The following is a 26,234-nucleotide window of genomic DNA, read 5'->3' as shown; positions in this document are numbered from 1 at the left end:
TTTATCTCACAAAAATATGAATAGTCGGCTACAACACGTAAATTAGCAGTAGCCAATATCGGAGTTAATGCAAATGGTTCCACAAATACTGTTTACGCTGCTGGTTCTGGCCGCCGTATACCTGTTTTACAGGAATGCCCAGCGCATCCGTAGTAATATCAGAATGGGTCAGGCTGTGGATGTTCCCGGTCCCAGATCCATGCGCTGGCGTAATGTGCTGTTGCTGGCATTCGGACAAAAGAAAATGTTCCGCAATCCCCTGGTAGGCCTGCTTCATTTTCTGGTCTACGCCGGATTCATCATCATTAATATTGAAGTACTGGAAATCGTACTGGACGGACTGCTGGGTACCCACCGTTTATTTGCTGCTCCCCTGGGTGGTTTCTACCACTTTTTAATCAATGCATTTGAAGTGTTGGCAGTATTGGTTATCATCGCCTGCGCCATTTTCCTGGTGCGACGCAATTTACTGAAACTGAAACGCTTTATCAGTAAGGACCTGGATGGCTGGCCTCGTAATGATGCCAATTATATCCTGATCACGGAAATCCTGCTGATGAGCTTTTTTCTGACCATGAACGCCTCCGATGGACTCTTACAGGCCCGAAATCTGGCGCCCTATAACGAAGTGCTTACCGGGAATTTCCTCATCTCGGGACTGCTGCAGCCAATGTTCAATGGCCTGAGCGATCCAGCGCTGGTCGGTTTGGAGAGATCCTGCTGGTGGCTGCATATTGCCGGCATTCTGGCCTTTCTGAATTATCTGCCCTACTCCAAACATCTGCATATTTTGCTGGCCTTTCCCAATGCCTACTATGCCCGGCTGGAGCCCATGGGTAAAATGGGAAATATGCCTTCCATTCAAAATGAAGTTCTTTATGCAATGCAACCCGAACTTACACCAGCGGATGCAGCCCCCACAGAAAAATTCGGAGCCCGAGATGTCCTTGATCTGAACTGGAAACATTTACTGGATGCTTATAGCTGCACGGAATGTGGCCGCTGTTCAGTCGCCTGCCCTGCCAACCTTACTGGAAAAAAGCTTTCTCCCCGTAAAATAATGATGAACACCCGTGATCGTGCAGAAGAAGTGGGTAAAAATATAGCCCGGAATAAATCATTTCAAGATGACGGTAAATCGCTGTTACATGATTATATATCGGTGGAGGAATTAAGGGCATGCACGACCTGCAATGCCTGTGTACAGGAATGTCCGGTAAGCATAAATCCACTCGACATCATTGTACAGTTACGGCGTCAACTGGTAATGGAAGAAAGTAATGCACCGCAGGAATGGAATGCCATGTTCAGCAATATCGAAGTAAATTTTGCCCCCTGGAAACTTCCTCCGGACGATCGGGATCAGTGGGCGCAGGGACTGGAGGAAGCTTCATGAGAAGGGTTTAAGACGCAGAATCAGATTCGTGCAATTTGGCACTGAAATCCTTTTTCTTTACGAACATCCGCCATGCCTGAATCAACGCCGTCACGACAAATACGCCACCAATGATATAGTTCAACAGCGACTGGTTGTTCTGAATCTTACCGGCTACCAGGCGGCCCCCAAAAATAAATACACAATTACCCAGCAAAGTACCTATTCCAATGCCGACCGTGTAAAAATTGTAATGTGTATTATTGGGCAGCAATAGCTTCTTGGTAAAAAGGACGGTACTCCATCCAAACCAAAATGGAATTTGAATCGGATTGATGGCACTCATGGTCAAACCCAGCAGATAAGATGGCAGGTTATTATTCAGCAGCACATTCTTACTACTTTCCGGATGTCCTGCAGCGATAAAACTGGCCACGGCCAGGGCTACAATGATCACCAGCGTCAGCCATTCAAGCCATTTAAAAATCTTTTCCTGTTTCCGTACCCAATCCATGGCTACCAGCGAAAGCCTGACATAAACCATTTCTGCGGTGAGCGATCCCAAAGAAAACAACAACGCATTGCGAACTGAGTCGGCAATGGCAATCTGCATGGCTGCAATATTGAGGGTACCCAGTGGCAGCGAGCCCAGAAAACTGACCAGCATACCGGTAAAGAAAATTCGAACGGCACCCTTCATGACGGGAAATTATGCATTTTTACCCTGTAGCATGGGTACGAAGGAAAAATTACCAAAATATTCTATATCTATATCTTTCTCCAGTTTCGTAATCCGACGCATTTGTTGCACCCCGCCAATATCCACCGGAATTACCATCAATCCTCCCTGTTTCAATTGCTCCACCAGTTTGGCCGGAATTTCAGGGGCCGCAGCAGTAACAATAATTTTATCAAATGGCGCATAGGAACGCAGGCCTTCAAAACCGTCACCATAAAATCGCTTGATTGAAGGATAGGCATGCAGCAATTTAAATTGCTTATTTTCATCAAATAACTTCTTCTGTCGTTCAATCGTAAATACTTTGGCTCCCATAGCCGCCAGGACGACCGCCTGATAGGCGCTGCCGGTGCCGATTTCAAGGATTTTATCACCAGGTTTCACCTCCAGGAGCTGGGTCTGATAAGCGACGGTATAAGGCTGGGAAATCGTCTGTCCTTCCCCAATTGGAAAGGCACGGTCCACATAAGCCAGATCGTCAAATGCTGAATCCAGAAAAAAATGACGAGGTACGCTACCAATCGCCTGGAGTACTGCCTCATCCTTAATCCCCCCCGAGCGAATGCCATCCACCAGCTTCTTTCTAAGTCCCTTATGTTTATACGTATCTTCTGTACTCCGCCTCATGGCGCAAATGTAACTGATAGTTGATTAGTTTGCAACTAAAGAAATAACGTAAAATCGGAAAGTGAGCCTGGTGGGTAACCATTCCGTAAACAACTGAAGAACGCTTCGATCTATTTAACGATGGGTTTCTGATTCTACGCCATTCTCGAGTATATTTGCGGCTATTATGGCCAATGTGATGATATTGGGTCCGGCGCATCCCCTGCGTGGCGGACTGGCAACTTTCAACCACCGCCTCGCGAAAGAATTTATTGCGATGGGACATCAATGCTCCCTGGTTTCCTTCCGGCTTCAATATCCTTCATTTTTATTCCCGGGCAAGACGCAGTACAGCGAGGAGCCAGCACCTGAAGGGCTGCATATCCGTTCATTAATACATTCGATTAATCCCCTGAACTGGATTGCAACAGGCCGACTTTTAAAAAAGGAACAACCCGACATCATCGTTGTACGGTACTGGCTGCCATTTATGGGCCCCGCATTAGGCACCCTGCTCCGGCAGGTAAAAAAGAATAAACATACCAGAATCATCTGCATTGCGGATAATATCATACCGCATGAAAAAAGACCAGGAGATACTATTTTCACGAAATATTTTCTTCAGCCGGTGGATGGCTTTATCACTATGAGCGAGCAGGTAATGGCCGATTTGAGAACCTTTACTTCGAAACCGGCACAGTTGGTACAACATCCCCTCTATGATAATTTCGGAACACCGGTTTCCAAAACAGCCGCCCGACAGCAGCTGGGGATTCCGGAAACGGGCCGGCTGATGCTTTTTTTTGGTTTTATCAGAAAATACAAGGGGCTGGACCTGCTGATCCGGGCATTCGCAACAATGACCAAAGAATTCCCCGACCTTACCCTCTTGGTAGCCGGTGAGTTTTATGAAGAAGCCGCCCCCTATACTGATCTGATCGATTCACTGGAACTAAAAGACAAAGTCATTCTGAAAACCGCATTTATACCGGACAGCGAAGTCAGGTACTACCTCTGCGCTGCTGATGTGTTGGTACAACCTTATAAGCATGCCACGCAGAGCGGCGTTACGCCACTGGCTTACTATTTCGAAAAACCAATGGTCGTTACCAATGTAGGCGGACTACCCGACCTGGTACCCGATGGAAAATGCGGTTTGGTCACTGCGCCCCAACCAGATGCCCTGGCGGCTGGCATAGCGCGGTTTTATCAATTAGGCGAAGACCATTTTATTCCACATCTTCGCACTGAAAAAGAAAAATACAGCTGGAAACATCTTGTCAATGCGGTATTGGAATTAAGCGACAAACAATCCATCGGCGGCGGTGTTTCCCAAAATTTATCAGCCACGCCGGATTGATGGAAGCTGAAGGAGTGGTCAGGCCTGACATTTAAAAAACAGAATCAGATACAATGATACACAGAAGTAAAGCACCTTTACGGATTGGACTGGCAGGCGGGGGGACCGATGTCAGTCCCTATTGTGATCAGTTCGGAGGTGCCATTCTGAATGCGACGATATCCCTGAATGCCAATGCGACCATAGAAAGCAGGACGGATGGGAAAATAAGTCTCGAGGCTTTTGATCGAAATGAATCGGCCAGTTTTGACTGGACCGAAGAACTGCCACTGAACGGCACGCTGGATCTGTTGAAAGGCGTTTACAACCGGATTCAAAAGGACTATCCCTTTCCCGCGAATGGATTTAAGCTCAGCACCTTTGTTGATGCTCCGGCGGGATCAGGACTCGGCACTTCCTCCACCCTGGTAGTTGCGATCGTCGGCGCTTTTGCGGAAATGCTGCAGCTCCCGCTGGGAGAATATGACATCGCGCATTATGCCTATGATATCGAAAGAAAAGACCTGCAACTGGCGGGTGGCAGGCAGGACCAGTATGCTGCCACTTTTGGTGGTTTTAACTTTATGGAGTTCTACAAGGACGACAAAGTAATTGTCAATCCACTGCGGATTCGACAACGCTACCTGGATGAACTGGAAAACAACCTCCTGTTGTACTATACTTCTACCAGCCGGGAATCTGCCAAGATTATAGAAGAACAGCGTAAAAACGTTACCCAGAAGAAGCAGGATTCCATTGAAGCCATGCACCAATTGAAACAACAGGCTCAACTAATGAAAGAGGCGTTGCTGAAGGGAGAACTGCATGAAATCGGCAATATCCTCAATATTGGTTTTGAACAAAAAAGAAAAATGGCAGCGGGTATTAATAATGGGCTGATCGACGATATTTATCACGCGGCGAAGACCGCCGGAGCAACCGGAGGTAAAATCAGCGGTGCCGGCGGTGGGGGGTTTATGGTGTTTTACTGTCCGGGGAATACCAAATATAAAGTAAGGGAATCGCTGAAAGCATTCGGCGGACAACACCGCAATTATCAGTTCACTAAACACGGGCTGAAGACCTGGACGATGTAATACCCGCAACAAAGCCGCCCTTTGAAAATTCCGATCCGGGCAAATGAGCGTATCTGATTAACTTCGGGCGAAGAACCGTAAATCCAGCACAATGAAAGATCAAATTCAGGAATTAATTAAAGCTTCTATACAAACCAAGGAACAGGTCCTGGGAAACAGTGCGTTGCTGGCTGTTGTCAGCAAGGCGACTGAAGCCATTGTCGAAGCTTTTCAGCAAGGGCATCATATCTATTTTTGCGGCAATGGGGGCAGTGCCGCCGATGCCCAGCACCTGGCCGCAGAATTCAGTGGCCGGTTTTATAAAGACCGCCAGGCACTCCCTGCAGAAGCGTTGCATTGCAATACATCCTACCTTACCGCCGTAGCCAATGATTACAGTTTTGACCTGATCTATGCCCGTCTGATTCAGGGCCTCGGTAAGACCGGCGACATATTGTTCGGCCTCAGCACATCAGGAAATTCTAAAAATATTGTAGCGGCTTTCCAGACCGCAAAAGAAAAAGGTATGACAACCATTGCGTTTACCGGTGCCAGCGGCGGTGCCATGAAGCCCTGGAGTGACTACCTGATCAATATTCCCTCCACCGATACACCCCGCATTCAGGAGAGCCATATGCTGCTGGGTCATATTATCTGCCAGCTGGTGGAAGAAAAGTACTTTGAAAGTTAACGGGCCAGCCGCGGCTGACTTTATTTTTATCTTCTACCCATTAATTTTGATTATGAAAACCAGAGGGATCTTGATATTGGCCGTCCTGACGCTGCTATTACCAGCTTCCTCCCTGTGGGCTTCGGATACCCTGATCCTGATTCAGCACCGGTACCTGAACCTGCCGGTATCCCAAAAATCAACCCGTCAGTTCATGCATTTTGAGCTGAATGGACGCACGGAAAGGACTTTTAAAATCCGCCTGGCAAATTCCGAACCGGAATACTGGGTATTTGCCGATGTCAGCCATTTAAAAGGGAAAAACCTGAAAATTCACTATGATGGCACTTCGGCCGGAATGAAAAGCATCTACCAGAGCGATGCCATTGCCGGAGCGGACTCCCTGTACCTGGAAAAAGACCGACCCCGGCTACATTTCACCACCCGAAGGGGCTGGATCAATGACCCCAATGGGTTGGTATGGTACAAGGGGCAATATCATTTATTCTACCAACATAATCCCTATGAAAACCAGTGGGAAAATATGCACTGGGGACATGCCGTAAGCCCCGATTTGGTGCACTGGAAAGAATTACCAGTGGCCTTGCGTCCGGATTCTCTCGGAACGATGTTTTCCGGTTCAGTAGTTATCGACCGAAAAAACAGCGCCGGTTTCAACAGCGATAGCAAGGTCGCCATGGTGGCGGCTTACACCGCCGCATCGGCATCCAGGCAGGTGCAATGTATTGCTTTCAGTCTGGATGAGGGCCTGACCTGGACCAAATATGCCGGCAATCCGGTAATCGACTCCAAAGCACGCTGGCACTCAGTGGACACGCGTGATCCACGACTCTTCTGGTTTGAGCCAGGCCGGCATTGGGTTATGGTACTTAATGAACGTGATGGACATTCTGTTTACAATTCTGCCAATCTAAAAGACTGGACCTATCAGAGTCATATTACCGGATTCTGGGAGTGTCCCGATCTTTTTGAGTTACCCGTCGAGGGCCAGCCCCGGCAAAGAAAATGGGTCCTTCTGGGAGCTTCCAACACCTATATGGTCGGACGTTTCGATGGTAAGAAATTCACGCCCGAATCCGGCAAACATTATTTTACCGGCGGTAGCATCTATGCTGCCCAGACATTTAATAATGTGCCCGACGGTCGTAGAATCCAGATCGGCTGGGGCCGGATTAATTTTCCGGGAGCTGCTTTTAACGGCCAGATGCTGATTCCCACCGAACTCCGGCTGCGCCCAACCAGAAACGGACTGCGCATTTTCAGTCAGCCGGTCGCTGAATACGAATCCTTGTTCCGACTTTTGGGCCATTGGAAAAATCTGGATGCCAACCGGGCATTACAACTACTCGACAGTATAGGACATCAGGAAAGTTTCCGATTAAGGTTTACACTGCATCTCTCGCATGCAACGGCTGCAGGACTGGAACTGGACAGTCAGCGTCTGCTGGATTATGATATGAATTACAATCGGATCAATGGTATTTTTTACAGTCCCGACCAACCGGGCAGTATGGAGATAATTGCCGATGTCTATGTAGATCGTCATTCAATAGAAGTCTTTATTGATCAGGGCGCCTATAGCTATAGTCTGGAACGCCGGCCGGAAAATACCCATGGGCTTGCTTTCTTTGGCCAGCAGATCACCATTAAAAACCTGGAAATTTTTGAAGCGGCCTCTATCTGGCAGCCCAATTTAAAATAACTTACCATGTCATCCATTGCTACTTCCTGCGCCCCTTCTACCGAACCCAAGGAAGCCATTATTCTGGCAGGCGGTCTGGGCACCCGGTTAAGATCTGCGGTACCGGACCTGCCCAAATGTATGGCGCCGGTTGCGGGCCATCCTTTTCTGTACTACCTAATCAATTACCTGCGTATGCAGGGAATTGAAAGACTGATCTTCAGCCTGGGTTACAAACACGAGCATATCCTGGACTGGTTGGAGGAAAGTTATCCTACACTGGATTATGAATATGTTATAGAAGCTGAACCATTGGGAACCGGCGGTGCCGTACGATTGGCGCTTCAAAAAGCAAAGTCGGACCAGGTCTTTATTGCCAATGGCGATACTTTGTTTGGGTTTGATGCCACCGCCCTGATGCAATGCCATCAACAGACTGGGGCGGCCTGTACCCTGGCTTTAAAACCCATGCAGGATTTTGACCGCTATGGTGTGGTAACCACTAATCGGCAGCATCGCATTCTTCGTTTCGAAGAAAAAAAATTTTATACATCCGGCTGGATCAATGCGGGTGTTTACCTGCTTGATAAATCCCGGTTTCTTAGTCATAATTTTCCGGAACGTTTTTCTTTTGAAAAGGATTATCTGGAAGCCCGGGTAGCCCAGGGAGATTTTTCAGGACTTAGCGCCGAAAATTATTTTATAGATATTGGCATTCCTGAAGACTTTCAGCGGGCGCAAAGTGATTTTCAACAACCATCGCTGGACCTGACCGCTATTGATGATAAGTGGACCCTTTTTCTGGACCGTGACGGGGTTATCAATGAAGACAATCCAGGTGGCTATATTACAGACGCGGAAGCCTTCCGTTTTACAACCGGCTTTCCTTCCGGATTTGCCCAACTCAGTCAAAAATTCAAATATATAATTATAATCACGAATCAGCGGGGCGTGGGGCGTGGTATCATCCAGCCGCAAGACCTGGAAGCCATGCACCGAAAACTGCTGGAGGGGGTACAGACTTCCGGCGGCCGGATCGACCATATCTATTTCTGCACTGCGGTCGAAGACAAAGCTTTCTGCAGAAAGCCCAATCCGGGAATGGCTTTAGCGGCATCTATGGATTTTCCGGATATTGACTTTAGCAAAGCGGTCATGGTCGGCAATAATCTGAGTGATATGTCCTTTGGCCGGAATGCAGGCATGCATACTGTTTTTGTTGCGACAACACAGGCGCCGCTCCCTTTGCCGGATCAACGCATTGACCTGCAGTTTTCCGATCTGCAGGCCTTCTGCCAGGCATTGTAAGCAGAAGACCCATTGGAGCAAATGGCTTTCTTAGCCCTGTGCCTATCGCCAGAATTTAACGCCCATTATAGAATTAGCAGTATTTTTAACGCATGATTATCTTGTTACAATGTAGTGACCGTGTTGGTCTGGTGGCGGACATAGCCGCTATAATGGCCACTGCCGGATTGAATATTATTTCCATGAAGGAATACGTGAATACTGAAGAAAACCGGTTTTATATACGTCTGGAAATACAGGGCAGGCACGACTCGGCGCAATTGGAAGCAAAATTAAAGGCCCAACTTCCTGAAGACACGCAAATCAGCATCAAAGAGGATAATAAAAAGAAGATTGCGGTTCTTGTCACCAAAGAACATCACTGTCTGGGGGACATCCTGCTAAGAAATTACTTCAATACCCTTGGAGCGGAAGTTGTTTGCGTCATTGGTAATTACGAAACACTGGAACAACTCACACAAAAATTTGATATCCCTTTTCATCATGTATCCCATGAAGGCTGCGAGAAACATATTTTCGAAGAGGCATTGACAGAAGTGTTGAATCAGTACGCATTTGATTTTATCGTATTGGCGAAATTCATGCGAATCCTTTCGCCGGAATTTCTGTCGCGATATCCCGAACAGATTATCAATATCCACCACTCATTTTTACCTGCCTTTATCGGTGCACATCCTTACCGGCAGGCCTATGAGCGGGGCGTCAAACTAATCGGTGCTACTGCACATTTTATTACCAATGTATTGGATGACGGCCCCATTATATCCCAGCAAATCATTCCGGTAAACCACAGTCACAGCGTGAAGGACATGATCCGTCTGGGCCGGGAAATCGAAAAAGCTGTCCTGGCGAATGCGCTGCAGCTTATTTTGCAGGACAAAGTCCTTGTCTACCATAATAAGACCATCATCTTCGAGAATTAGCCAAGCAAATTAAATAGAAATTGCCGCACCCCAGGGGATGCGACAATTGAATCTATAGGAAAAGGTCAGGTTCATTAAATATGTGCGGGCGTAAACCCGTCTTCACTGAGCTCCCGGTGCTGATATTCTTCCGTCATCAACGCTTCGACCTGTTTTGCGGGTTTGTTCTTATTGAATTTCATTAACACTTGGTCAAAAATGGTATAAATTACCGGAACGACCACCAAAGTGAGAAACAGAGAACTGATCAAACCGCCGATAATAACCCAGGCCAGACCATTCTTCCACTCTGCACCGGCACCGCTTGCCATCGCGATAGGCACCATACCGATCACCATCGCGATCGTCGTCATCAGAATCGGACGTAGTCTGGCATGATTGGCCTGAATCAACGCGTTGAAAGTGGATTGCCCCGCCGCCTTTCGCTGGTTGGTAAAATCCACCAGCATGATAGCATTCTTTGCCACCAATCCAATCAACATTATCAATCCCAGAATGGTAAATATATTCAGGGTATTATTTGTTAATGCCAGGGCCAGAAGTGCTCCGATGATCGAAAGTGGAATCGAGAACAGCACCACAAAAGGATACACAAAGCTGTTATACAGCGCCACCATGATCAGGTAGACCAGTACGATTGCGGCGAGCAGCGCAATGCCCAATGAGCCAAACCCTTCAGACTGGTTTTCCATATCTCCACCCCAGATATAACTAACACCTGCCGGCCGGCTTAGCTTTTCCAGCCGGGTTTCCCACTCGGCAGCAATTGTACCAGTAGGTCTACCGACACTTTGGGCTTCTACAGTGCGACCTGTTCAATTACTTGTTCTTCTGTCAACTGTTGATTTAATTCGTAAAACTCCTTGGTCGACCGGGCAGCTTTCAGTCCGGTAAAGACTGATTGATCAAATATATTCTGGGTCACCGCCACCCCGACATTCGCATTCCATTTCTGACCAAAAGCGATCAGCATATCCTCTCCGGGGTTGGTGGGGTTCATGGCACCGGGAAGCACACTCTTTTGTAACAGCGGGTTATAATTGAGTTGTCCGGAACCGCTCACCTGGGGCAGGGCACGGGAACGCACTTCATCGATCTGATATTGTGCATTCTCCAACTGTAGCGAAGCCTTCCTCGCATCGGTGTAGTGTTCCAGTGCATATTGTATCGCTGACCTGAGGCTTATCCCCGATCCGACCTGTGCGAATCCGCTGCTTATGACCAGGGATAATACCAGGGTGAGCAACGCCGACTTTTTATTTGTTTTCATGTGATTTTTAATTGAGGTACTTTAATATTTTACAATTTCCTCTAACTTATTTGTTTGACTTTTTTGTAAATCATGAGGTAAAAAAATTTTACTTCAGAAATACGGTTTTCAAAATAGCTTCTTTACGTCCCTGGATGATTAGATTAAATGAAATGGTATTCATTTCCAGGGCCCGCTCCAACAGTGGCCTCATGATAATTGGGTATGAAACCATTGCGGCAAGATTTAGCAAAAAATGGATTGGTTCCATGCTGGCGATGTTTCCGGCTTCCATTTCAGCCCGGATATCGGCATAAAAAGCATTGATTTTCTGCCGGTTGCTATTGTCATTAGCCGTAAGTGCGGCGACCATTTCGGGCTTATTCAACTGAGATACCAGGTAAGTGTCTAAAAACGGATACTTCATACCCTGTTCCATCCAGATATCAATAAGATGTTTTATTTTATCTCGGAAAGATTGCTCCGGCTTGACGATCTCGTCAATCTTTTTATAGAATTCCACCCTTCCCTCTTCCAGCACTTTCTGAAACAGCTGATCCCTGGACCGGAAATAATAATGTACCAGGGTCCTGTTTACACCAGCAGCGTCTGCAATTTCCTGTGTCGTGGCCTGAAAGCGTCCTTCCCGAAAGAACACCCTCATCGCAGTATCCCGAATCAGCTTCTCTGTATTGCTATCTTTGGCGGACATTTTATTGACATTTTTGTTAAACAGCAAAGTTAAACACTTTTCGTGGAGTCTGCCAAATCTTTCTTATTATTTTTTCTTATTCTTCATCCGATGGGCAAGCTTCTGATAAAAAAATCACCGGCGTAAAGCCGGTGAAAATGATCAAAAGGGTTTAAAATCAGTAACAAACAAACTGAAGTCGGTACATAAAATGGTCGGTGAATCAAAGTTCCCGAATCCGAATATTTTTGAAATAGGCTCTTTTACCATGATCCTGGAGGGCAATAAATCCTTTTTGGACAGTGGCATATCCGGGATAGTCTTTCCATTTGCCCGTCGTTCTCTTCTTTTTCCAATCTTCTGTATAAGCCTGAAATTCGACAATCTTCTGCCCGTTGAGCCAGTGCTCTACATGCCCCTTATTATAAATGATACGGCTGTTATTCCATTCACCTACGGGTTTGAGCTTTTTATTAGGGCCCGCAACATGCATGGCATAGTCGGCTCCCGCCTGCTGCCATTCTTCCAGTTTTCCCGGAAAATTCACATCATCGATAATCTGATATTCAGGACCGGTTTCGTAAGGTCCATGATATTTTTTGTCTTCAATCACATGATACATAACGCCGCTATTGCTGCCTTTGTCCACCTTCCATTCCCAGGCCAACTCAAAATTCTCGTATTGCTTATTGGTGACTATATCTCCACCTGTATCATGTGCAGCAGCCCCCAGACACACCAGGGCCCCATCAATAATAGTCCAGTTTTTTACAGTAGCGTCTCCCCGATTATAACCATGCCAGCCGCTCAGGGTTTTGCCATCAAATAAGGATTCCCATCCCTGTTCTGAACCCGCTTTACGTGCAGAGCCACAGGAAACTAAAGTTGCACCCGCCACTAACAGGAGCAGCGCATGTTGAATAATGCTGTTTTTTTTCATTTTTTGGGCTTTATGTATTTGAATGATTATTGCTTTTTCATGGTTACCGGATCCCAAACCATGGGACGACCCGCATCCAGACTGTCATTGCAAAGTAAGGCGGGTGCCGCTGCGCGATAGCCAAAGACCGCATCTTCCGCAATCGATTGACTATTGCCATTACGTATGGCAGTTACAAAATTGACCATATGGTCATATGGACCGCCTTTATAACCCTTTTCCGCCTTGAAAACCGTGGTCGCCGGCGCCTCCTCAACGATACGTTTGCGGCCTCGGTTCCCTGAAGTTCCTGCGTCCTGTTGCTTAAGAAAGGGATCTTCTACTGCCGAACCGTTATTTTTTTTCAGGGTAACATCATCCCAGGTGATATCCATAGAACCTTCACTTCCTACAAGTTTCAGGTAAGTTGTACCACTTGTTCCATCTACAAAATTGCATCGCAACGAAAGGTTAAAGGCTGGATGTGTTTCGGTTTTAGGATAGTCAAAGGCACCCAGCTGTACATCCGGCACTTCCCGGCCATCGTTCCAGAATCGGAGACCTCCGGTAGAATAAATCCGATTGGGCCCGAGTGAATCTGTAATAAAATGGAGACTGGAAAATAAATGAACATACAGGTCCCCCGCCATACCCGTACCATAATCCTTATAATTTCTCCACCGGAAAAAACGCATCGGGTCAAAAGTCCGTTTATGGGTATTACTAATATAGGTATCCCAGTCAACCGTCTGCACGGAAGCATCTTTGGGTATGGGATACTGCCATACCGCTACCGGATTGCGCCGGGCCCAGAACCCTTCCGCGTAGTTCAATTCACCGATCGCTCCCTGCTTCAGCAGCTCTCGGGCTTTTTCATTGCCCAGGGAAGATACGCCCTGACTGCCCACTTCAAAAACTTTTCCGGTTTTCTTCTGTGCCGCAATCACTTCCGGCCCTTCTTCAATACTGTGCACCATCGGTTTTTCGCAATACACATGTTTACCGGCTTGCATGGCATCAATAGAAATCTGCTTATGCCAATGATCGGGTGTAGCCACAATAACCGCATCTATATCCTTACGTTGCAGAATTTCCTTATAGTCTTTTGTAGTAAATATATCATTGCCCCAACGTTTTCTGGCAGTATCCAGCCGACCAGTGTACAAATCACAGGCGGCAACCATCCGCACACCAGGGACTTTTAGAGCGGTATCCAGGTCATTACTACCCATACCACCGGCGCCAATCAGGGCTATATTCAGTTGATCGTTCGCCCCAAAAATATTGTTGCGGGAAAGTCCTATAATTTTTCGGGTTTCCGCATTTGCAGCGTCCAGGTATTTCCCCGCCATTAAAGCGCCGGAGGAAAGCGCCAGTTTTTTCAAAAATCGCCGTCTGGCTGATTCAGCATTCATAATCGTTAAAGAAGTTTTGACAAATAATAGCGCTAAAGATAAGTAAACCCTTCGATAGAATTATACAGCGATTACAAAAGAAAACCCTATTTATCCGGTATTGAAAGGACGGCGTTTTTTTCGCTTCTGCTATTTTTTTGTTTCCGTCTCAGCATCAAAGTATGGACGAATAATGTAGAGATGATCACCAATAACCCCAGATAAAATCCTGAATTCATGTCCCGGTTTTCCTTGAAAATCAGAAAGGCCATCAAGATGCCGTAAATCGGTTCCATACTATAGGACAGATTCACGGTAAAAGCAGATAGTTTTTTCAGCGCATTCATCGAAAACTGAAATGCGATCACCGAACAAACCCAGGCCAGTACCAACAGCCAGAGCAGATCGCTCCAGGAGGGCAGCAGACTGGCCACGGGGAAAGCTTTCAGATAAAAAGGCATCAGGGCCGACAGGGTAATAAAACCGCCGGATATCTGCCAGGTCAATACGGTTTGCATATTGATCCGGGTCATTTTAATCTTTAACAAAATAGGGAACAAGGCGGCAAAGAAAGAAGACACCAACCCCAGCAATATTCCTGTTTTATACCGGGTATCAAAATGAAAAATCAGCCAGATACCGAGAACGTTCATCATCCCCAGGCCCAGTTCCAGCAGGTTGATGCGAACCCTGTTAATCAATGGTTCCAAAATAGACGAAAAAAAGCTGACGACCGACAGACAAACCAGCCCGATCGAGACATTGCCGTATTTGATTGATGCGTAAAAGAATAACCAGTGAAGGGCACTTACAAATCCCGTCAGAACCAGGTGCATGCCGTCTTTATAATTCAACCGCTGCAGTTTTCTGGTCCACAAGAACAAAATCCAGAGTGTAATGCCCGTAAACAACAGCCGGTACCAGACAATTAAGCCTTCATTGAGCGTAATCAGTTCCCCCAGAACACCCGTAAACCCCGCCAGAAGGACGGCAATATGGAGCTGCAAAAAAGCCTTTTTCATTTCGGGCGCAAGCTACATAATTAATGGACGCCCTGTATCAAATTCCAACCGGTAAAAACGGATATTGGGCCTATCCCAAGGTTTGACAGTCCCTGTGCAAAAGCTTAAATTTGTGAAGCTGCCTGCGGCAATCTAAAAATAAAATTATGGCTCAATCCGAAATCCGTGTCAGTTCCGAAACCGGCCGCCTGAAACGCCTGCTCGTCCATAGTCCGGACAGCGGTCTGGGAAAAGTGGTTCCTTCCAAGGCCCAGGACTGGCTTTTCGAGGATATTGTACACCTGGAGACTATGCGGCGCAAGGAATACGACTACTATACCAAGCTCCTCCTTTACTTTACAGATCCTGATAAAATAAAAGGCAGGCTGACCGAAATTGATGACCCCCGGAATAATTTCGATTTTTATAAACCTTCCAGCGACCATTTTTTCCGTTCGGAGCAGGTCATCGAAATTGAATGGCTATTGGCGACGATCCTGGACAATGAAAAGATCCGCACCCGGCTGGTAGCATCCGTCTGCGCTGTCGAAAACTGCAGCTATGCGATTCAGGAATCTTTGATGGAACTGGAATCCCGGCAACTGGCCAATGTTTTTATAACAGGCACCTATTGGGACAATGAAATGTTGTTCCCACCCGTGCCCAATTTCATTTTCACCCGCGATATCGGTATTGTAATAAACGATCATATACTGCTGAACAAACCCGCCAAGCAGGCCCGGACCCGCGAAGCCCTGCTGATGAAATACATTTTTTACAACCATCCCTTATTCGAGACGCACCGGGAAAAGATTATCGAACTTCCGGAGAGTCCGTACCAGTTCCTCTTACCCAAGGATTCCGAAGAAAAGGCAGTCACCTTGGAAGGTGGGGACATTATGGTGGTCAGCCCGGACCATGTACTGATTGGAGTTAGTGAGCGAACATCCCTGGAAGCTGCCAACCAGACCATTCATGCGTTATTTGATCGCAAACTTGTCCGGAAGGTATCTGTGATAAAAATACCGCGTAAAAGAGATTATATGCATATCGATACGATATTTACGCAGGTTAGCAGAAATACCTGGGTAATGCTTGGCACATTTTCGAAAAAGCATATCAAGGGAGAAGATGCAGACGATATCCAGCGGGCACTGGATACCCGAAAAAAAGACGAAATAATATCGATCATTCAGTTTCATCGGGATCGGATTTCCCGTCCTTTGTATTTCGACAACCTGGAAGACCTGCTTACGGATATCAGTAAGAATGACCTGGCTTGTGGCCAATCGCCACGATTTATTTATTCCGGTAATAATGAATTCCCTTTTGATGCCCGGGAACAATGGACGGACAGTTGTAATCTGCTGGCCCTGAAAGACGGCGTGGTGCTGGGGTATGACAGAAATGATCATACGTTGCAGGCTTTCGTCAATGCCGGATTCAGGACGGTCAGGGTCCAGGATCTGCTGACAGCACTCGAAGCCGGCGATCTGGATACCGCATCGCTGGAAAACACATTTATCATCATGCCATCCGCAGAACTTTCCAGAGCAAGGGGCGGATTTCATTGCATGAGCATGCCCTTACTTCGGGATTGATCTTCGATACGCTTACTTTTTCAATTATTGAATCATGATCACTGAACATATTTTGATGGTCCGTCCTGCTGCTTTCGGGTTTAACGAACAGACGGCCGTTAACAATGCTTTCCAGCATGCCGGGGGTGCTTCCGATATACAGACACGGGCGCTGAAAGAATTCGATGCTATGACAACGCTGCTCCGCCATCATGGCGTGCAGGTTACTGTCGCAGAAGACCACCCGGAACCCCTGACCCCCGATGCCATTTTCCCCAATAACTGGGTCAGCTTTCATGAAGAAGGTTCAGTTGTCTATTATCCCATGTTTGCGCCCAACAGAAGAAAGGAAAGAACAAAGTCCGTTATGGATCTTATTCACGATAATTTTTATGTGCGTTCTGAAATTGACCTCACCTATTTTGAAGAAAAACAGCTTTTCCTAGAAGGCACTGGCAGCATGATCCTGGATCGCGACAATAAACTGGCATATGCCTGCCTTTCGCCCAGAACAGATGCCAGTCCCTTGTATGGTTTTTGCCATTCGCTGGGTTACCAACCTGTGTTGTTTTATGCGCATGACGAAAACGGCATACCCATATATCATACCAATGTAATGATGTGTTTGGGCAGCGCTTATGTAGTCATTTGCATGGAAAGTATCAGGGATGCGACACAATCGACCATGTTAATGGAAAAATTTGCCCAAACGGGCAAAACCGTTATTCCCATCAGTATCGGACAAATGTTGCAGTTTGCCGGTAATATGCTCCAGGTCGCGAGTTCGGAAGGCACCCCCTTACTGGTTATGTCGCGTCGCGCCTATAACAGCCTGACCCAGGAACAAATCGCCCGGCTGGAATCATACAATCAGTTGCTGCATACACCCCTGGATACAATAGAACGGCACGGCGGGGGCAGCGCCCGTTGTATGATGGCAGAAATATTTTTAATCCCAAAAGAAGAAGCATGAAGACCGTCCATTATTTATACACGGGTTTTCTGACCTGTGCCCTTTTGCTACTGACAAATTCAGGTCAGGCGCAGACCAGCTATATGGACAGTATCAGGCACTTCCAGATGCGCTATGTAAAAGAACACGAAGTAGCCCGATCCGCATCTTCAAAATCTCAAATAGCATTCTATCCTGTAGATTCACAGTATCAGGTCCTCGCCCGATTTGAACCAGTGCCCGATAGCAAATGGTTCAGGGTACCTACTTCTTCGGGACGCTCCAAGATATTCCGAAAAGCGGGAAAACTGTGTTTCCAATTAAAGGACCTTGAACAAACGCTCTATGTTTATCAGTCGCAGGTGCTGCTGCAGGATCCCCAGTACTGGGACCTACTCTTTCTTATGTTCACTGACAGTACCACGGGCTACACCACTTATGAGGGGGGACGTTATATCGATCTCAAACAGTCTGATCTCCGGGATGGCCATATTCTGGTAGATTTCAACAAAGCTTATAATCCCTACTGTGCTTATGGAATCGGTGGAAAATATAATTGTCCGATTCCGCCTTCCGACAACCGCTTAGGTATTGCAATTTATGCCGGTGAAAAAAGTTTTCCTGCGCATTCGGACTAAGCGTTACTAATTTTCATTTCGCCGGACAGGCAGGAGATTTTTTTGCCCGCCTGTCTACTTAACCTGCCGAACACCTCACTTCGCCCGGATCCGGGCATATTAATACCAGGCGAAACAGACCACAACAGATGGTCGGCATTTCAAATGTCCGCTTCGGAAGGGTTATTGTCCTGTTGGGTCTAATTAACTTTTCTTTTAAAAAAAAATAGCTGGATTTTGCCTGCAAATAATGAACTGTATGATGAAAATGAACAAGTTAAAAATCTTTCGTTATCTGATTTATTTGCTAACAATTGGTATAATCATTTCGACTGGCTGCTCAAAAGACGATACCACAGATACTGATCTGGAAGGCAATTGGAAAGTGTCTTACGAATTTGAAGGCGTGGGTAGAACAGACGCTGTTTCTTTTACAATTGGAGAAGAAGTTTATGTAGGACTCGGATACAATGGATCCCTGGGATCTAATTCGGCGGATCGGTTAACAGATTTCTGGGCATTTCAGAAATCCAACGGCACCTGGAAAAAAGTTGCCAACTTCCCTGGTAAGGCGAGAAATGCTGCCGTAGCCTTTGTTATCGACGGCATCGCCTATGTGGGAACCGGGTACGACGGCACTACACGTTTAAATGATTTCTGGGCCTATCATCCTGCCACGAACAGCTGGCACCAGATAGCCGATTTCGGCGGTAGTGCCCGTTACGGGGCCGTTGCCTTTGCCATTGGCGGCACCGGCTATGTAGCGACCGGAAATGACGGTAACTATCTGAAAGATTTATGGGCATACAATCCTACCTCCAATAGCTGGACGCAAAAAGCCAGTCTGGCCGGTTCCAAACGACAGGATGCAGTAGCTTTTGTCCATAATGAAAAGGCTTATATTGTAACCGGAACCAATAACGCGAGCCTGCTTACAGATTTTTACTATTATGATCCGGCAACAGATGCCTGGACACGGTTGCGCAATATTAATTCCTCAAATGATGACGAGGATTATGATGATGACTACGGCTCGGGCATTACCCGCAGCAATGCCGCAGTATTTGTACTTAACAATAAAGCCTATCTCTGTTGTGGAACGATCAGCGGTAATACCGGCACCGTCTGGGAATACAATATCGACACTGATCTCTGGGCCCAGAAAACTTCATTTGAGGGATCTGCCCGACAGGGCGCTATTGGTTTTGACGCAGGAAATTATGGTTTTATTACAACGGGAACCAGCGGCAGTTCTTATTTTGACGACCTGTGGCAATTTGATCCAAACGCAGAACAATCCTCGACAGACAATTATTAAAGTCAATTAAGATATATGCTTCACTAATCGCATAGAAGCATACTCAGGGAATGGGCAGTTAATATTCCTATTAGCTGCCCTTATTTCAAATTCTAATATTAAGTGATTCAGTATAATGGAATTAGGATGAGATATTTTCAGATCAGTCTGCTTTTCATAGTGATGTTGGTTAGTTCCTGTCAAAAGACCAATGTATATTTCAGTGACAATACCATCATAGAAGACCCCAATATCACCATATGGGATAACTATACGGTTTCCCTGAGCACTTTTAAACTGGACAGTTTTCAGTCAAATGGTGACAGCGTTTGGGTTCTAGGCCATCATGCGGATCCGGAACTGGGCAGTATCAACGCCTTTTCGTTTTGCGAAATCGCCCGCCCCGAAAATCATCCTTTCGGCAATGATCAGATTCGTTTCGATTCGGCAGCGCTGCTACTCGTTCCCAGTGGTGTTTACTATGGGGACACGACCCGGCCCTTCCGAATTCAGGTCTTTGCCCTAAGCCAGACCATTGGTTCCGACACGCTGGGCACGGCGACCTTCTATAATACCCAAAGCACTAACTATTTGCCCGAACCCATTGGCGAGACAAACCTTTTAGTACACCCGTTGAAAAAAGACACCGTTTTCATCCCGCTGGACGACGGGTTTGCCGGAAGCCTGTACACTCAGATGAAAAACAATACCCTGGCAATGACCGATCAGAACAATTTTCGCAACTATCTCAAAGGCATCTGTATTGCAGCTGATTCTGAACAAAATAATACCATTTATCAATTTTCCAACTCGGAAGCGGTTCCGATAATCCGTATTTATTATACCGAGAAGGGGCTCTATAATAACAAGGGATATTATGACCTGAATTATATTCCGGCAAAACAGTATAACCATATAGCTTACGATCCGGTGGATTCCCCCATGTCCGTATTTGCTGATTCGGGTTTTTCACTGGCGGCAAGTAACCTGACCGGTTATAAAGCCCTGCTCAGCAATTTAAATCCCACCCGGATTAAAATTGAATATCCGAACCTCCTGAATATTACCGAATCCTATCCCTATGTAAAAGTGATTAATGCCAGCCTGGAAATCAGGGTAGATCATTCTCTGAATCAATCCCCTTATATTATACCTTCTGCCTTGCTTTTGTATACCGGGGATCAGTCCAATCAGCTGAACTCTTATATCGTTTCCCCATTAACCGGTTATCCTGAATCCGGAAACCTCGTATCTGATCCTCTTGAGGCCGATGGCACTAAATACAGTTTTGATATCACCAGTTACATCAATACCCTGATCAACGAAGGAAGATTCTCTACCCAATCCTTATTCCTCTGTCCCTATAACGACAATTATTTTGGTACGGGCTCCCGGCTTATTGTCAATACAAAAGCTGCGGATCCGGACGTACGTTTAAAACTCTATGTTCTTGGCTTGTAAATACATCAAAAATTGGATCAGGAATAATGCCTGTATACTGCTGTTATGCTATGGACCTGCAGTGGCGGCACAAAATGTCACCTCTCCTTATTCCACTCTGGGCCTCGGCGACATAAGCACCCAAAGCACAGGTCGTTATAGTATCAGCGGCGTATCTGTCTCCCGGAGAAATGAAAATACTTACAATGACGGAAATCCTGCGTCCTTGAGTTCCCTGGGACTGAAATCCGTCAATTTCGACCTGACAGGAAAAGGCAGGTCCTCCCGATTCCCGTCGAAGGCCATTGATACGGCTTCCGCTTTTAGCAAGGATTTTGTAGTCCACAACGTCTCAATGGCGTTCAAACCCTTTCATGCCACCGGGTTTGCTTTGGGCCTTAAACCTTATAGCACCGTCAATTATCAGTATCCCCTACCGGATGCCATTTACAATGATCAGACACAGGGCTTCAGCAGGCAGGTGGAAGGCAGTGGTGGTATCAACCAGATTTATGGTTCGTTGGGTCATGCCTGGAGCAAAAATTTTTCTGTTGGGATTACCGCCGCTTATCTGTTTGGCAGCACCCAGAAAATGACCAGCTATCTGGACAACAATCTGGGTTTGGATATCAGTAAAAACGAGATCTCCTTCTATTCCGGCGGCAAGTTCGATTTCGGGCTACAGTATTACACTGATGCGAATCGTTCCTGGCAACATACATGGGGCCTGACCTTTACGGCTAATACCAGATTAAAAGGTTACCGGAAAACGGAATATACCAGTAGCGATACCATTTTTGGTGAAAAAAGTAACGGTCCAGCGCATTTCAAGCTTCCCATAAGCGGTCTGTTGGGTTATACAGCTTCCAATAAACGGGGCCTTAGTATCTCTGTGGAGGGCGGATATTATAACTGGGAAAAACAATCCTTAAATTATACAAACAGTTATACTTCCCCCAATTTTCATATTGCCGCCGGCTGGGAATACGCCAGGACCGTTAAGTCTTATTTGGAAGGTTTTACCTATGAAAAATACTACTTGGGCATGGGGCTTATTGCCGAAAACAGTTATTTTCACCTGAACGGCAACAAGATATGGGATTACGGTTTCACTCTGGGTGGTGGCTATAATGTTACAGGAAGATTATACCTGCATGGGGGACTGGAGCTTGGCCGCAGGGGTAGCTTTTCATCCGCCCAGATTAAAGAAAATTATACCCAGTTTACGCTGGGTATCAGCGTAAAAAATATCTGGTATAAGTTCGGTACCCAGTAAGAGATGCCGATGGCATCTTCGCCAACCGGATAATAACAGCAATTAACAATATATTTGGAAGACAAATATGGTTCAGTCGGCCACAAATACATATCCTGTTCCTTACCGGGACATTCTGATCATCGCTGCAATTACGATACCATTGTTTGGCATTTCGGCAGCAGTACCCATGCCTTTATTATTCACCGGCGAATTCACCTGGGCAGAAACCCGGTTCGGATTGCTTAGTGCCATGATGAATGCCGGATTGTTCTGGCTTCTGAATACCCTCTTGCTTTCGCTATTTTTTAGATACGTCCCACCCCGCTATCAGTGGCTCCGGTATCTGGCCAGCCTGGTGATTTGTGGATTGGCCGCCTATTTCTTCTTTCGGCTGATCCGTATCCTGCACCTACATCCCGAACCAATTGGAGGCCCCCGATTTCATATCCGGTTTGATGCATCTCCCAACATTGGACCACCCCGCACCCGTGATTTTCAGACTGCCCATCGGCCCTGGTTTAATATCTTTGCAATATTGCCCGGACAATCCACCAATATTCTGATTCTGGTGCTGACAGAAATCATACTCCTGAGAAAGAAAAAGGAACATGTAGAAAAGGAAAATAATCAGCTCCGGATTGCTAACCTGGAAGGCAAGCATAATTTACTAAAACAACAATTGCAACCACATTTTCTATTCAATTCCTTATCAATCATCAAAGCCCTGATTAAAAAAGATACCGTAAAAGCTGATCATTATGTAGATATGTTGTCGGAACTACTGCGGTATTCGGTATATGCCAACAATAACTACAAAGTAACCGTCGAGGAAGAAATAAAATATGTCAGTACCTATCTGAAAATGCAGAAAATTCGCTTCAAGGATGCCCTGATCTTCAATTTTGATATACCTGGGGAGCTTTTGAACGGACTGGTGCCGATTCATTCCTTGCAGTTACTCGCGGAGAATGCGCAGAAGCATAATATGCTCAGCGAAACCAGTCCGCTTTTGATAAAAGTAAGTGGTGATGCAAGGCTGCGCACTATCTGCGTAGAAAATAATCTGCAACCCAAATCGGATTTCAACACCAAAAAAGGGCTGGGACTGAAAAATCTCAGGGAAAGATACCAGCTGCTGGGTGGTACGGATTTACAAATCACCCAAACAAAAGACCAGTTTATTGTCACGTTAAAGTTACTCGAAGATGAACACAGTGATCATTGAAGATGAAGGTTACACCGCTGAATATCTCAAAGAATTATTAGAAGAGATCGCGCCGGATTTCCAGGTTATCGGTCAGCTTGCTAGTATCGGCGCGGCTACGGAATACTTCAACAGTCACCCCCAGCCTGACCTGATATTTTGTGATGTCCATCTGTCGGACGGTTCGAGTTTTGAAATTTTTCAAAGAGTAAAGATCAGTAGTCCGGTTATATTCATCACAGCCTATGACCAGTATGCCCTACAGGCCTTTAAAGCTAATGGCATTGATTATATTCTGAAACCTTTCAATGAAAAATCATTATTGGACGGGATTAATAAATTCAGAAGGCTTTATGGTACGGCCATCCGACGGGTTAACCATTACGACCAATTGCTCGGGAATATGAATATCGAGAACGCCTCGGGTGGCACCAATGCCTTTCTGGTGAAATATGGCGACAAAATCAAACCCATAAAAATATCGTCAATTGCCTATTTTATCACGCAGCATAAGGCGGCGCAACTCATAACCCTACAGAATGAAAAATACCTCATCAATAAATCCATGGATGAAATAGAAAAAAGCTGTGGGACTGGGTTTTACAGGGTCAACCGACAGGTATTGGTCAATAAACAGTCCATTGATGAAGTACTCCAAAGCCACAACCGTAAACTTCTGATTACCTTAAAATTATCCGACGCACCTGTCTTTGAGATCAATAAGGTAAAAATGACCGATTTTTTGAGCTGGCTGAGTCGATAAAACAAACTTAGCAACTGTCATCGCTTCGGTCAACTGGCCGTTTCGCAGCTAGGATCAAGAAAGCGTTGCTGCCAGCCCCTTATCAAATGACATAGGATTAAAAGATAATTCCTGGACCGCTTTTTCAATATTCAAACCGGTACATAAAGGCCGTCGAGCTGGCTCTTTAAACGCCTCACGGGTAACCGGTCTTAGTCTGTGGTTGGTAACATTCAGATGGTCTGCTACTTTCAAGGCCATTGCATAGGGCGACAGCTGCTCCTTCCCCGCCAGGTGAAATATTCCTGTTGATCTTCTTTCAAGAATGCGGGCAATACCCCAGGCGAGATCCGGCGCATAGGTCGGCGTGCGCTGCTGGTCTTCAACGACGTTAAATGATTCACCCTGACGCAGCTTTTGAGCCACCAAGGTTATGAAATTATCTCTACCGTAAAAAGGTTTAGCATAGACGAAGCAGGTTCTGGCGATGGCCCAGCCCGACTGGTACTCCGCAACTGCCTCTTCCGCCTGCCATTTGGTTTTGCCATAATAGTTCACCGGATCCGGCCGATCGGTCTCCCGGTACATTCCCGTATCGCCATTGAACACAAAATCAGTAGAGACCTGTACAAAAAAGGCGTTATACAATTCGGCCGTTTTGAGCAGTTGTACTGTTCCGTACACATTGGTATCAAATGCATCTGCCTGGCGTTGTTCGCATTCGTCGGGTTTGCTCATGGCGCCGCAATGTACGACCAGTTCAGGACGGACAAACTCGAAAGCATCGCCGAGTGAGTACGGATCTGCGAAATTGACCTGTATAAAACGATATTGTGGATGCTGGTTAAAAGAAGACATATCTCCCGTTCTGGATGAGGCAAACACTTCATGGCCTTCTTTTAATAGACGATCTACGACGAAACTTCCCACCAAACCATTGGTGCCTGTTACAAAAACCTTTGCCATAATTGAAATTTAAGCTCCTGCAGGCAGCAACCTACCAATGGTTCCTGGCAACCTGCATCACAAATCTAGAAACTATTCCGATTAAATTCATTCCGTTCATTCGATCCTACAAAAAAACTCCGAATATTACTTCGGAGTTTCTATTATTTAAAACAATTCTTTCTACCCTAAATAGGATTTCAGGGCGCTGCTATACCGCGCTTTCTGTAAACGCTTAATTGCCCTTTCTTTAATCTGGCGAATGCGCTCTTTGGTCAGGTCATATTTTTGGCCGATCTGTTCAATGGTCACACCATTCTCACCGTCCAGACCAAAATAGGCATTGACAATTTCAGCTTCACGCGGTGACAGGGATTTCAAAACCCTGCGAATTTCATTGCGTAAAGAATCCTTCATCACATCATCATCCGTATCTGATCCGCCTTCCAGCAGATCGCCCATAGCTACATCTTCCGCTTCATGCACCGGGGCATCCAGAGAAGTGTGGCGGGTATTGCTTTGAAAAATATTGTTGATTTCAGTCTCACTCATTTCCAGCAGTTCAGAAAGCTCTTCGGTGGAAGGTTCTCTCTCGTGTTCCTGCTCGAAAGCCATATAAGCCTTATTGGCTTTATTATAGGTACCGATCTTATTTTGTGGCAGACGTACCAGACGCCCCTGCTCCGCCAATGCCTGCAGGATGCTCTGACGAATCCACCATACCGCATAAGAAATAAACTTAAAACCTTTGGTCTCATCAAAACGCTGAGCGGCTTTTATCAGGCCCAGGTTGCCTTCATTTATCAGATCGCTTAAAGAAAGCCCCTGGTGCTGGTATTGTTTGGCAACAGAAACCACAAAACGCAGGTTGGCCTGAACCAGTTTATCCAGAGCCCGCTGATCGCCCATTTTTATTTTTTGAGCGAGCGTAGTCTCTTCCTCTGGTGTGATCATAGAAATTTTAGAAATCTCCTGCAGGTATTTTTCAACAGCCTGGGAATCTCTGTTAGTAATTTGAGTAGCAATTTTGAGCTGACGCATATCTGATTATATAAACTTTATTTTGGTAAATGATAGTGCAGGCCGATAGGATTCAAATTTAATAATAACCCGCAAAATTACGCAGAAATCACGACAATAGCAAGTTGGGTTTTAACAACTTGCTGACGCCGGGACCACTGTTTCGCGCGTTCCTGCCCTTATTTAA

At 46.1% G+C, this 26,234-nt stretch carries 24 protein-coding genes and 1 pseudogene; 15 read left to right on the top strand and 10 right to left on the bottom strand.

The genetic code is table 11. The features are described 5' to 3' along the window. Positions 1-73: 73 nt before the first annotated feature. Entirely contained in the window at positions 74-1,396 is a 1,323-nt protein-coding gene (locus ACYVI9_RS04185) for a 4Fe-4S dicluster domain-containing protein (protein ID WP_460761095.1), read from the top strand. Positions 1,397-1,403: 7 nt separating this feature from the next. On the opposite strand, the gene ACYVI9_RS04180 is transcribed toward ACYVI9_RS04185, so the two are convergent. Further along, complete coding sequence (locus tag ACYVI9_RS04180; protein WP_460761092.1) at positions 1,404-2,075, bottom strand: LysE family translocator; 672 nt, start codon at positions 2,073-2,075, stop codon at positions 1,404-1,406. Between the two features lie 9 nt (positions 2,076-2,084). Next, complete coding sequence (locus ACYVI9_RS04175) at positions 2,085-2,741, bottom strand: protein-L-isoaspartate(D-aspartate) O-methyltransferase (protein WP_460761089.1); 657 nt, start codon at positions 2,739-2,741, stop codon at positions 2,085-2,087. A 166-nt stretch (positions 2,742-2,907) separates the two neighbouring features. Between ACYVI9_RS04175 and ACYVI9_RS04170 the strand changes: the two genes are divergently transcribed. From ACYVI9_RS04170 to purU, 6 genes are all read left to right on the top strand, one after another. Then, positions 2,908-4,080, top strand: coding sequence for a glycosyltransferase (locus tag ACYVI9_RS04170; protein WP_460761086.1), 1,173 nt, complete (start codon positions 2,908-2,910; stop codon positions 4,078-4,080). A 53-nt stretch (positions 4,081-4,133) separates the two neighbouring features. Next, positions 4,134-5,156, top strand: coding sequence for a GHMP family kinase ATP-binding protein (locus ACYVI9_RS04165; protein WP_460761083.1), 1,023 nt, complete (start codon positions 4,134-4,136; stop codon positions 5,154-5,156). Between the two features lie 91 nt (positions 5,157-5,247). After that, positions 5,248-5,826, top strand: coding sequence for a D-sedoheptulose-7-phosphate isomerase (locus ACYVI9_RS04160; RefSeq protein WP_460761080.1), 579 nt, complete (start codon positions 5,248-5,250; stop codon positions 5,824-5,826). A gap of 52 nt (positions 5,827-5,878) precedes the next feature. Then, positions 5,879-7,528: a hypothetical protein gene (locus ACYVI9_RS04155; RefSeq protein WP_460761078.1), complete on the top strand. Its 1,650-nt coding sequence runs from the start codon at positions 5,879-5,881 to the stop codon at positions 7,526-7,528. Between the two features lie 6 nt (positions 7,529-7,534). Next, entirely contained in the window at positions 7,535-8,815 is a 1,281-nt protein-coding gene (locus ACYVI9_RS04150; RefSeq protein WP_460761075.1) for an HAD-IIIA family hydrolase, read from the top strand. A gap of 92 nt (positions 8,816-8,907) precedes the next feature. Further along, positions 8,908-9,738: a formyltetrahydrofolate deformylase gene (gene purU / locus ACYVI9_RS04145; protein WP_460761073.1), complete on the top strand. Its 831-nt coding sequence runs from the start codon at positions 8,908-8,910 to the stop codon at positions 9,736-9,738. 74 nt (positions 9,739-9,812) lie between these two features. On the opposite strand, the pseudogene ACYVI9_RS04140 reads toward purU, so the two are convergent. From ACYVI9_RS04140 to ACYVI9_RS04115, 6 genes and pseudogenes are all read right to left on the bottom strand, one after another. After that, positions 9,813-10,511: pseudogene (locus ACYVI9_RS04140) on the bottom strand (efflux RND transporter permease subunit); the annotation flags it as partial. Between the two features lie 26 nt (positions 10,512-10,537). Next, positions 10,538-11,008, bottom strand: a complete 471-nt coding sequence (locus ACYVI9_RS04135; RefSeq protein ID WP_460761071.1) for a TolC family protein — start codon at positions 11,006-11,008, stop codon at positions 10,538-10,540. Between the two features lie 88 nt (positions 11,009-11,096). Then, complete coding sequence (locus ACYVI9_RS04130; protein ID WP_460761068.1) at positions 11,097-11,699, bottom strand: TetR/AcrR family transcriptional regulator; 603 nt, start codon at positions 11,697-11,699, stop codon at positions 11,097-11,099. Between the two features lie 202 nt (positions 11,700-11,901). Next, positions 11,902-12,618: a 3-keto-disaccharide hydrolase gene (locus ACYVI9_RS04125; RefSeq protein WP_460761065.1), complete on the bottom strand. Its 717-nt coding sequence runs from the start codon at positions 12,616-12,618 to the stop codon at positions 11,902-11,904. A gap of 26 nt (positions 12,619-12,644) precedes the next feature. After that, positions 12,645-14,012 (bottom strand): Gfo/Idh/MocA family protein, encoded by a 1,368-nt coding sequence (locus ACYVI9_RS04120; protein WP_460761062.1) that lies wholly within the window; start codon positions 14,010-14,012, stop codon positions 12,645-12,647. Between the two features lie 86 nt (positions 14,013-14,098). Continuing rightward, positions 14,099-15,013 (bottom strand): DMT family transporter, encoded by a 915-nt coding sequence (locus tag ACYVI9_RS04115; RefSeq protein WP_460761059.1) that lies wholly within the window; start codon positions 15,011-15,013, stop codon positions 14,099-14,101. A gap of 146 nt (positions 15,014-15,159) precedes the next feature. Here ACYVI9_RS04115 and ACYVI9_RS04110 point away from each other — a divergent pair, with 146 nt between their 5' ends. The 8 genes from ACYVI9_RS04110 (at position 15,160) to ACYVI9_RS04075 (ending at position 24,103) form a co-directional block, all read left to right on the top strand. Then, entirely contained in the window at positions 15,160-16,593 is a 1,434-nt protein-coding gene (locus tag ACYVI9_RS04110; RefSeq protein WP_460761056.1) for an arginine deiminase family protein, read from the top strand. 34 nt (positions 16,594-16,627) lie between these two features. Beyond that, positions 16,628-17,545, top strand: coding sequence for a citrulline utilization hydrolase CtlX (ctlX, locus tag ACYVI9_RS04105; RefSeq protein WP_460761053.1), 918 nt, complete (start codon positions 16,628-16,630; stop codon positions 17,543-17,545). Beyond that, a complete protein-coding gene (locus tag ACYVI9_RS04100) occupies positions 17,542-18,162 on the top strand; it encodes a DUF1684 domain-containing protein (RefSeq protein ID WP_460761051.1) in 621 nt (206 codons plus the stop codon). The genes ctlX and ACYVI9_RS04100 overlap by 4 nt, the downstream gene beginning before the upstream one ends. A gap of 238 nt (positions 18,163-18,400) precedes the next feature. Beyond that, positions 18,401-19,459, top strand: coding sequence for a Kelch repeat-containing protein (locus ACYVI9_RS04095; RefSeq protein WP_460761048.1), 1,059 nt, complete (start codon positions 18,401-18,403; stop codon positions 19,457-19,459). A 126-nt stretch (positions 19,460-19,585) separates the two neighbouring features. Further along, positions 19,586-20,899: a DUF4270 family protein gene (locus tag ACYVI9_RS04090; RefSeq protein ID WP_460761046.1), complete on the top strand. Its 1,314-nt coding sequence runs from the start codon at positions 19,586-19,588 to the stop codon at positions 20,897-20,899. Continuing rightward, complete coding sequence (locus ACYVI9_RS04085; protein ID WP_460761044.1) at positions 20,889-22,154, top strand: hypothetical protein; 1,266 nt, start codon at positions 20,889-20,891, stop codon at positions 22,152-22,154. Before ACYVI9_RS04090 ends, ACYVI9_RS04085 begins: the two co-directional genes overlap by 11 nt. Positions 22,155-22,221: 67 nt before the next feature. After that, positions 22,222-23,361, top strand: coding sequence for a sensor histidine kinase (locus ACYVI9_RS04080; protein ID WP_460761041.1), 1,140 nt, complete (start codon positions 22,222-22,224; stop codon positions 23,359-23,361). Beyond that, a complete protein-coding gene (locus ACYVI9_RS04075) occupies positions 23,342-24,103 on the top strand; it encodes a LytR/AlgR family response regulator transcription factor (RefSeq protein ID WP_460761039.1) in 762 nt (253 codons plus the stop codon). Before ACYVI9_RS04080 ends, ACYVI9_RS04075 begins: the two co-directional genes overlap by 20 nt. Before the next feature lie 54 nt (positions 24,104-24,157). Here ACYVI9_RS04075 and ACYVI9_RS04070 read toward each other — a convergent pair whose 3' ends face one another. Together ACYVI9_RS04070 and ACYVI9_RS04065 are read right to left on the bottom strand one after the other, a co-directional pair. After that, positions 24,158-25,048, bottom strand: coding sequence for an SDR family oxidoreductase (locus ACYVI9_RS04070; protein ID WP_460761036.1), 891 nt, complete (start codon positions 25,046-25,048; stop codon positions 24,158-24,160). Between the two features lie 162 nt (positions 25,049-25,210). Next, positions 25,211-26,068 (bottom strand): sigma-70 family RNA polymerase sigma factor, encoded by an 858-nt coding sequence (locus tag ACYVI9_RS04065; protein ID WP_008585204.1) that lies wholly within the window; start codon positions 26,066-26,068, stop codon positions 25,211-25,213. Positions 26,069-26,234 lie beyond the last annotated feature (166 nt).

The sequence above is a fragment of the Niabella terrae genome, assembly GCF_054783135.1.
This window is presented reverse-complemented; position numbering and strand designations above follow the sequence as displayed.

Excerpts from the sequence above, each read along its gene's own strand:
- ACYVI9_RS04185 (WP_460761095.1), top strand. The coding sequence starts at position 74 with ATGGTTCCACAAATACTGTTTACGCTGCTGGTTCTGGCCGCCGTATAC.
- ACYVI9_RS04180 (WP_460761092.1), bottom strand. The coding sequence starts at position 2,075 with ATGAAGGGTGCCGTTCGAATTTTCTTTACCGGTATGCTGGTCAGTTTT.
- ACYVI9_RS04175 (WP_460761089.1), bottom strand. The coding sequence starts at position 2,741 with ATGAGGCGGAGTACAGAAGATACGTATAAACATAAGGGACTTAGAAAG.
- ACYVI9_RS04170 (WP_460761086.1), top strand. The coding sequence starts at position 2,908 with ATGGCCAATGTGATGATATTGGGTCCGGCGCATCCCCTGCGTGGCGGA.
- ACYVI9_RS04165 (WP_460761083.1), top strand. The coding sequence starts at position 4,134 with ATGATACACAGAAGTAAAGCACCTTTACGGATTGGACTGGCAGGCGGG.
- ACYVI9_RS04160 (WP_460761080.1), top strand. The coding sequence starts at position 5,248 with ATGAAAGATCAAATTCAGGAATTAATTAAAGCTTCTATACAAACCAAG.
- ACYVI9_RS04155 (WP_460761078.1), top strand. The coding sequence starts at position 5,879 with ATGAAAACCAGAGGGATCTTGATATTGGCCGTCCTGACGCTGCTATTA.
- ACYVI9_RS04150 (WP_460761075.1), top strand. The coding sequence starts at position 7,535 with ATGTCATCCATTGCTACTTCCTGCGCCCCTTCTACCGAACCCAAGGAA.
- purU (WP_460761073.1), top strand. The coding sequence starts at position 8,908 with ATGATTATCTTGTTACAATGTAGTGACCGTGTTGGTCTGGTGGCGGAC.
- ACYVI9_RS04135 (WP_460761071.1), bottom strand. The coding sequence starts at position 11,008 with ATGAAAACAAATAAAAAGTCGGCGTTGCTCACCCTGGTATTATCCCTG.
- ACYVI9_RS04130 (WP_460761068.1), bottom strand. The coding sequence starts at position 11,699 with ATGTCCGCCAAAGATAGCAATACAGAGAAGCTGATTCGGGATACTGCG.
- ACYVI9_RS04125 (WP_460761065.1), bottom strand. The coding sequence starts at position 12,618 with ATGAAAAAAAACAGCATTATTCAACATGCGCTGCTCCTGTTAGTGGCG.
- ACYVI9_RS04120 (WP_460761062.1), bottom strand. The coding sequence starts at position 14,012 with ATGAATGCTGAATCAGCCAGACGGCGATTTTTGAAAAAACTGGCGCTT.
- ACYVI9_RS04115 (WP_460761059.1), bottom strand. The coding sequence starts at position 15,013 with ATGAAAAAGGCTTTTTTGCAGCTCCATATTGCCGTCCTTCTGGCGGGG.
- ACYVI9_RS04110 (WP_460761056.1), top strand. The coding sequence starts at position 15,160 with ATGGCTCAATCCGAAATCCGTGTCAGTTCCGAAACCGGCCGCCTGAAA.
- ctlX (WP_460761053.1), top strand. The coding sequence starts at position 16,628 with ATGATCACTGAACATATTTTGATGGTCCGTCCTGCTGCTTTCGGGTTT.
- ACYVI9_RS04100 (WP_460761051.1), top strand. The coding sequence starts at position 17,542 with ATGAAGACCGTCCATTATTTATACACGGGTTTTCTGACCTGTGCCCTT.
- ACYVI9_RS04095 (WP_460761048.1), top strand. The coding sequence starts at position 18,401 with ATGATGAAAATGAACAAGTTAAAAATCTTTCGTTATCTGATTTATTTG.
- ACYVI9_RS04090 (WP_460761046.1), top strand. The coding sequence starts at position 19,586 with ATGAGATATTTTCAGATCAGTCTGCTTTTCATAGTGATGTTGGTTAGT.
- ACYVI9_RS04080 (WP_460761041.1), top strand. The coding sequence starts at position 22,222 with ATGGTTCAGTCGGCCACAAATACATATCCTGTTCCTTACCGGGACATT.
- ACYVI9_RS04075 (WP_460761039.1), top strand. The coding sequence starts at position 23,342 with ATGAACACAGTGATCATTGAAGATGAAGGTTACACCGCTGAATATCTC.
- ACYVI9_RS04070 (WP_460761036.1), bottom strand. The coding sequence starts at position 25,048 with ATGGCAAAGGTTTTTGTAACAGGCACCAATGGTTTGGTGGGAAGTTTC.
- ACYVI9_RS04065 (WP_008585204.1), bottom strand. The coding sequence starts at position 26,068 with ATGCGTCAGCTCAAAATTGCTACTCAAATTACTAACAGAGATTCCCAG.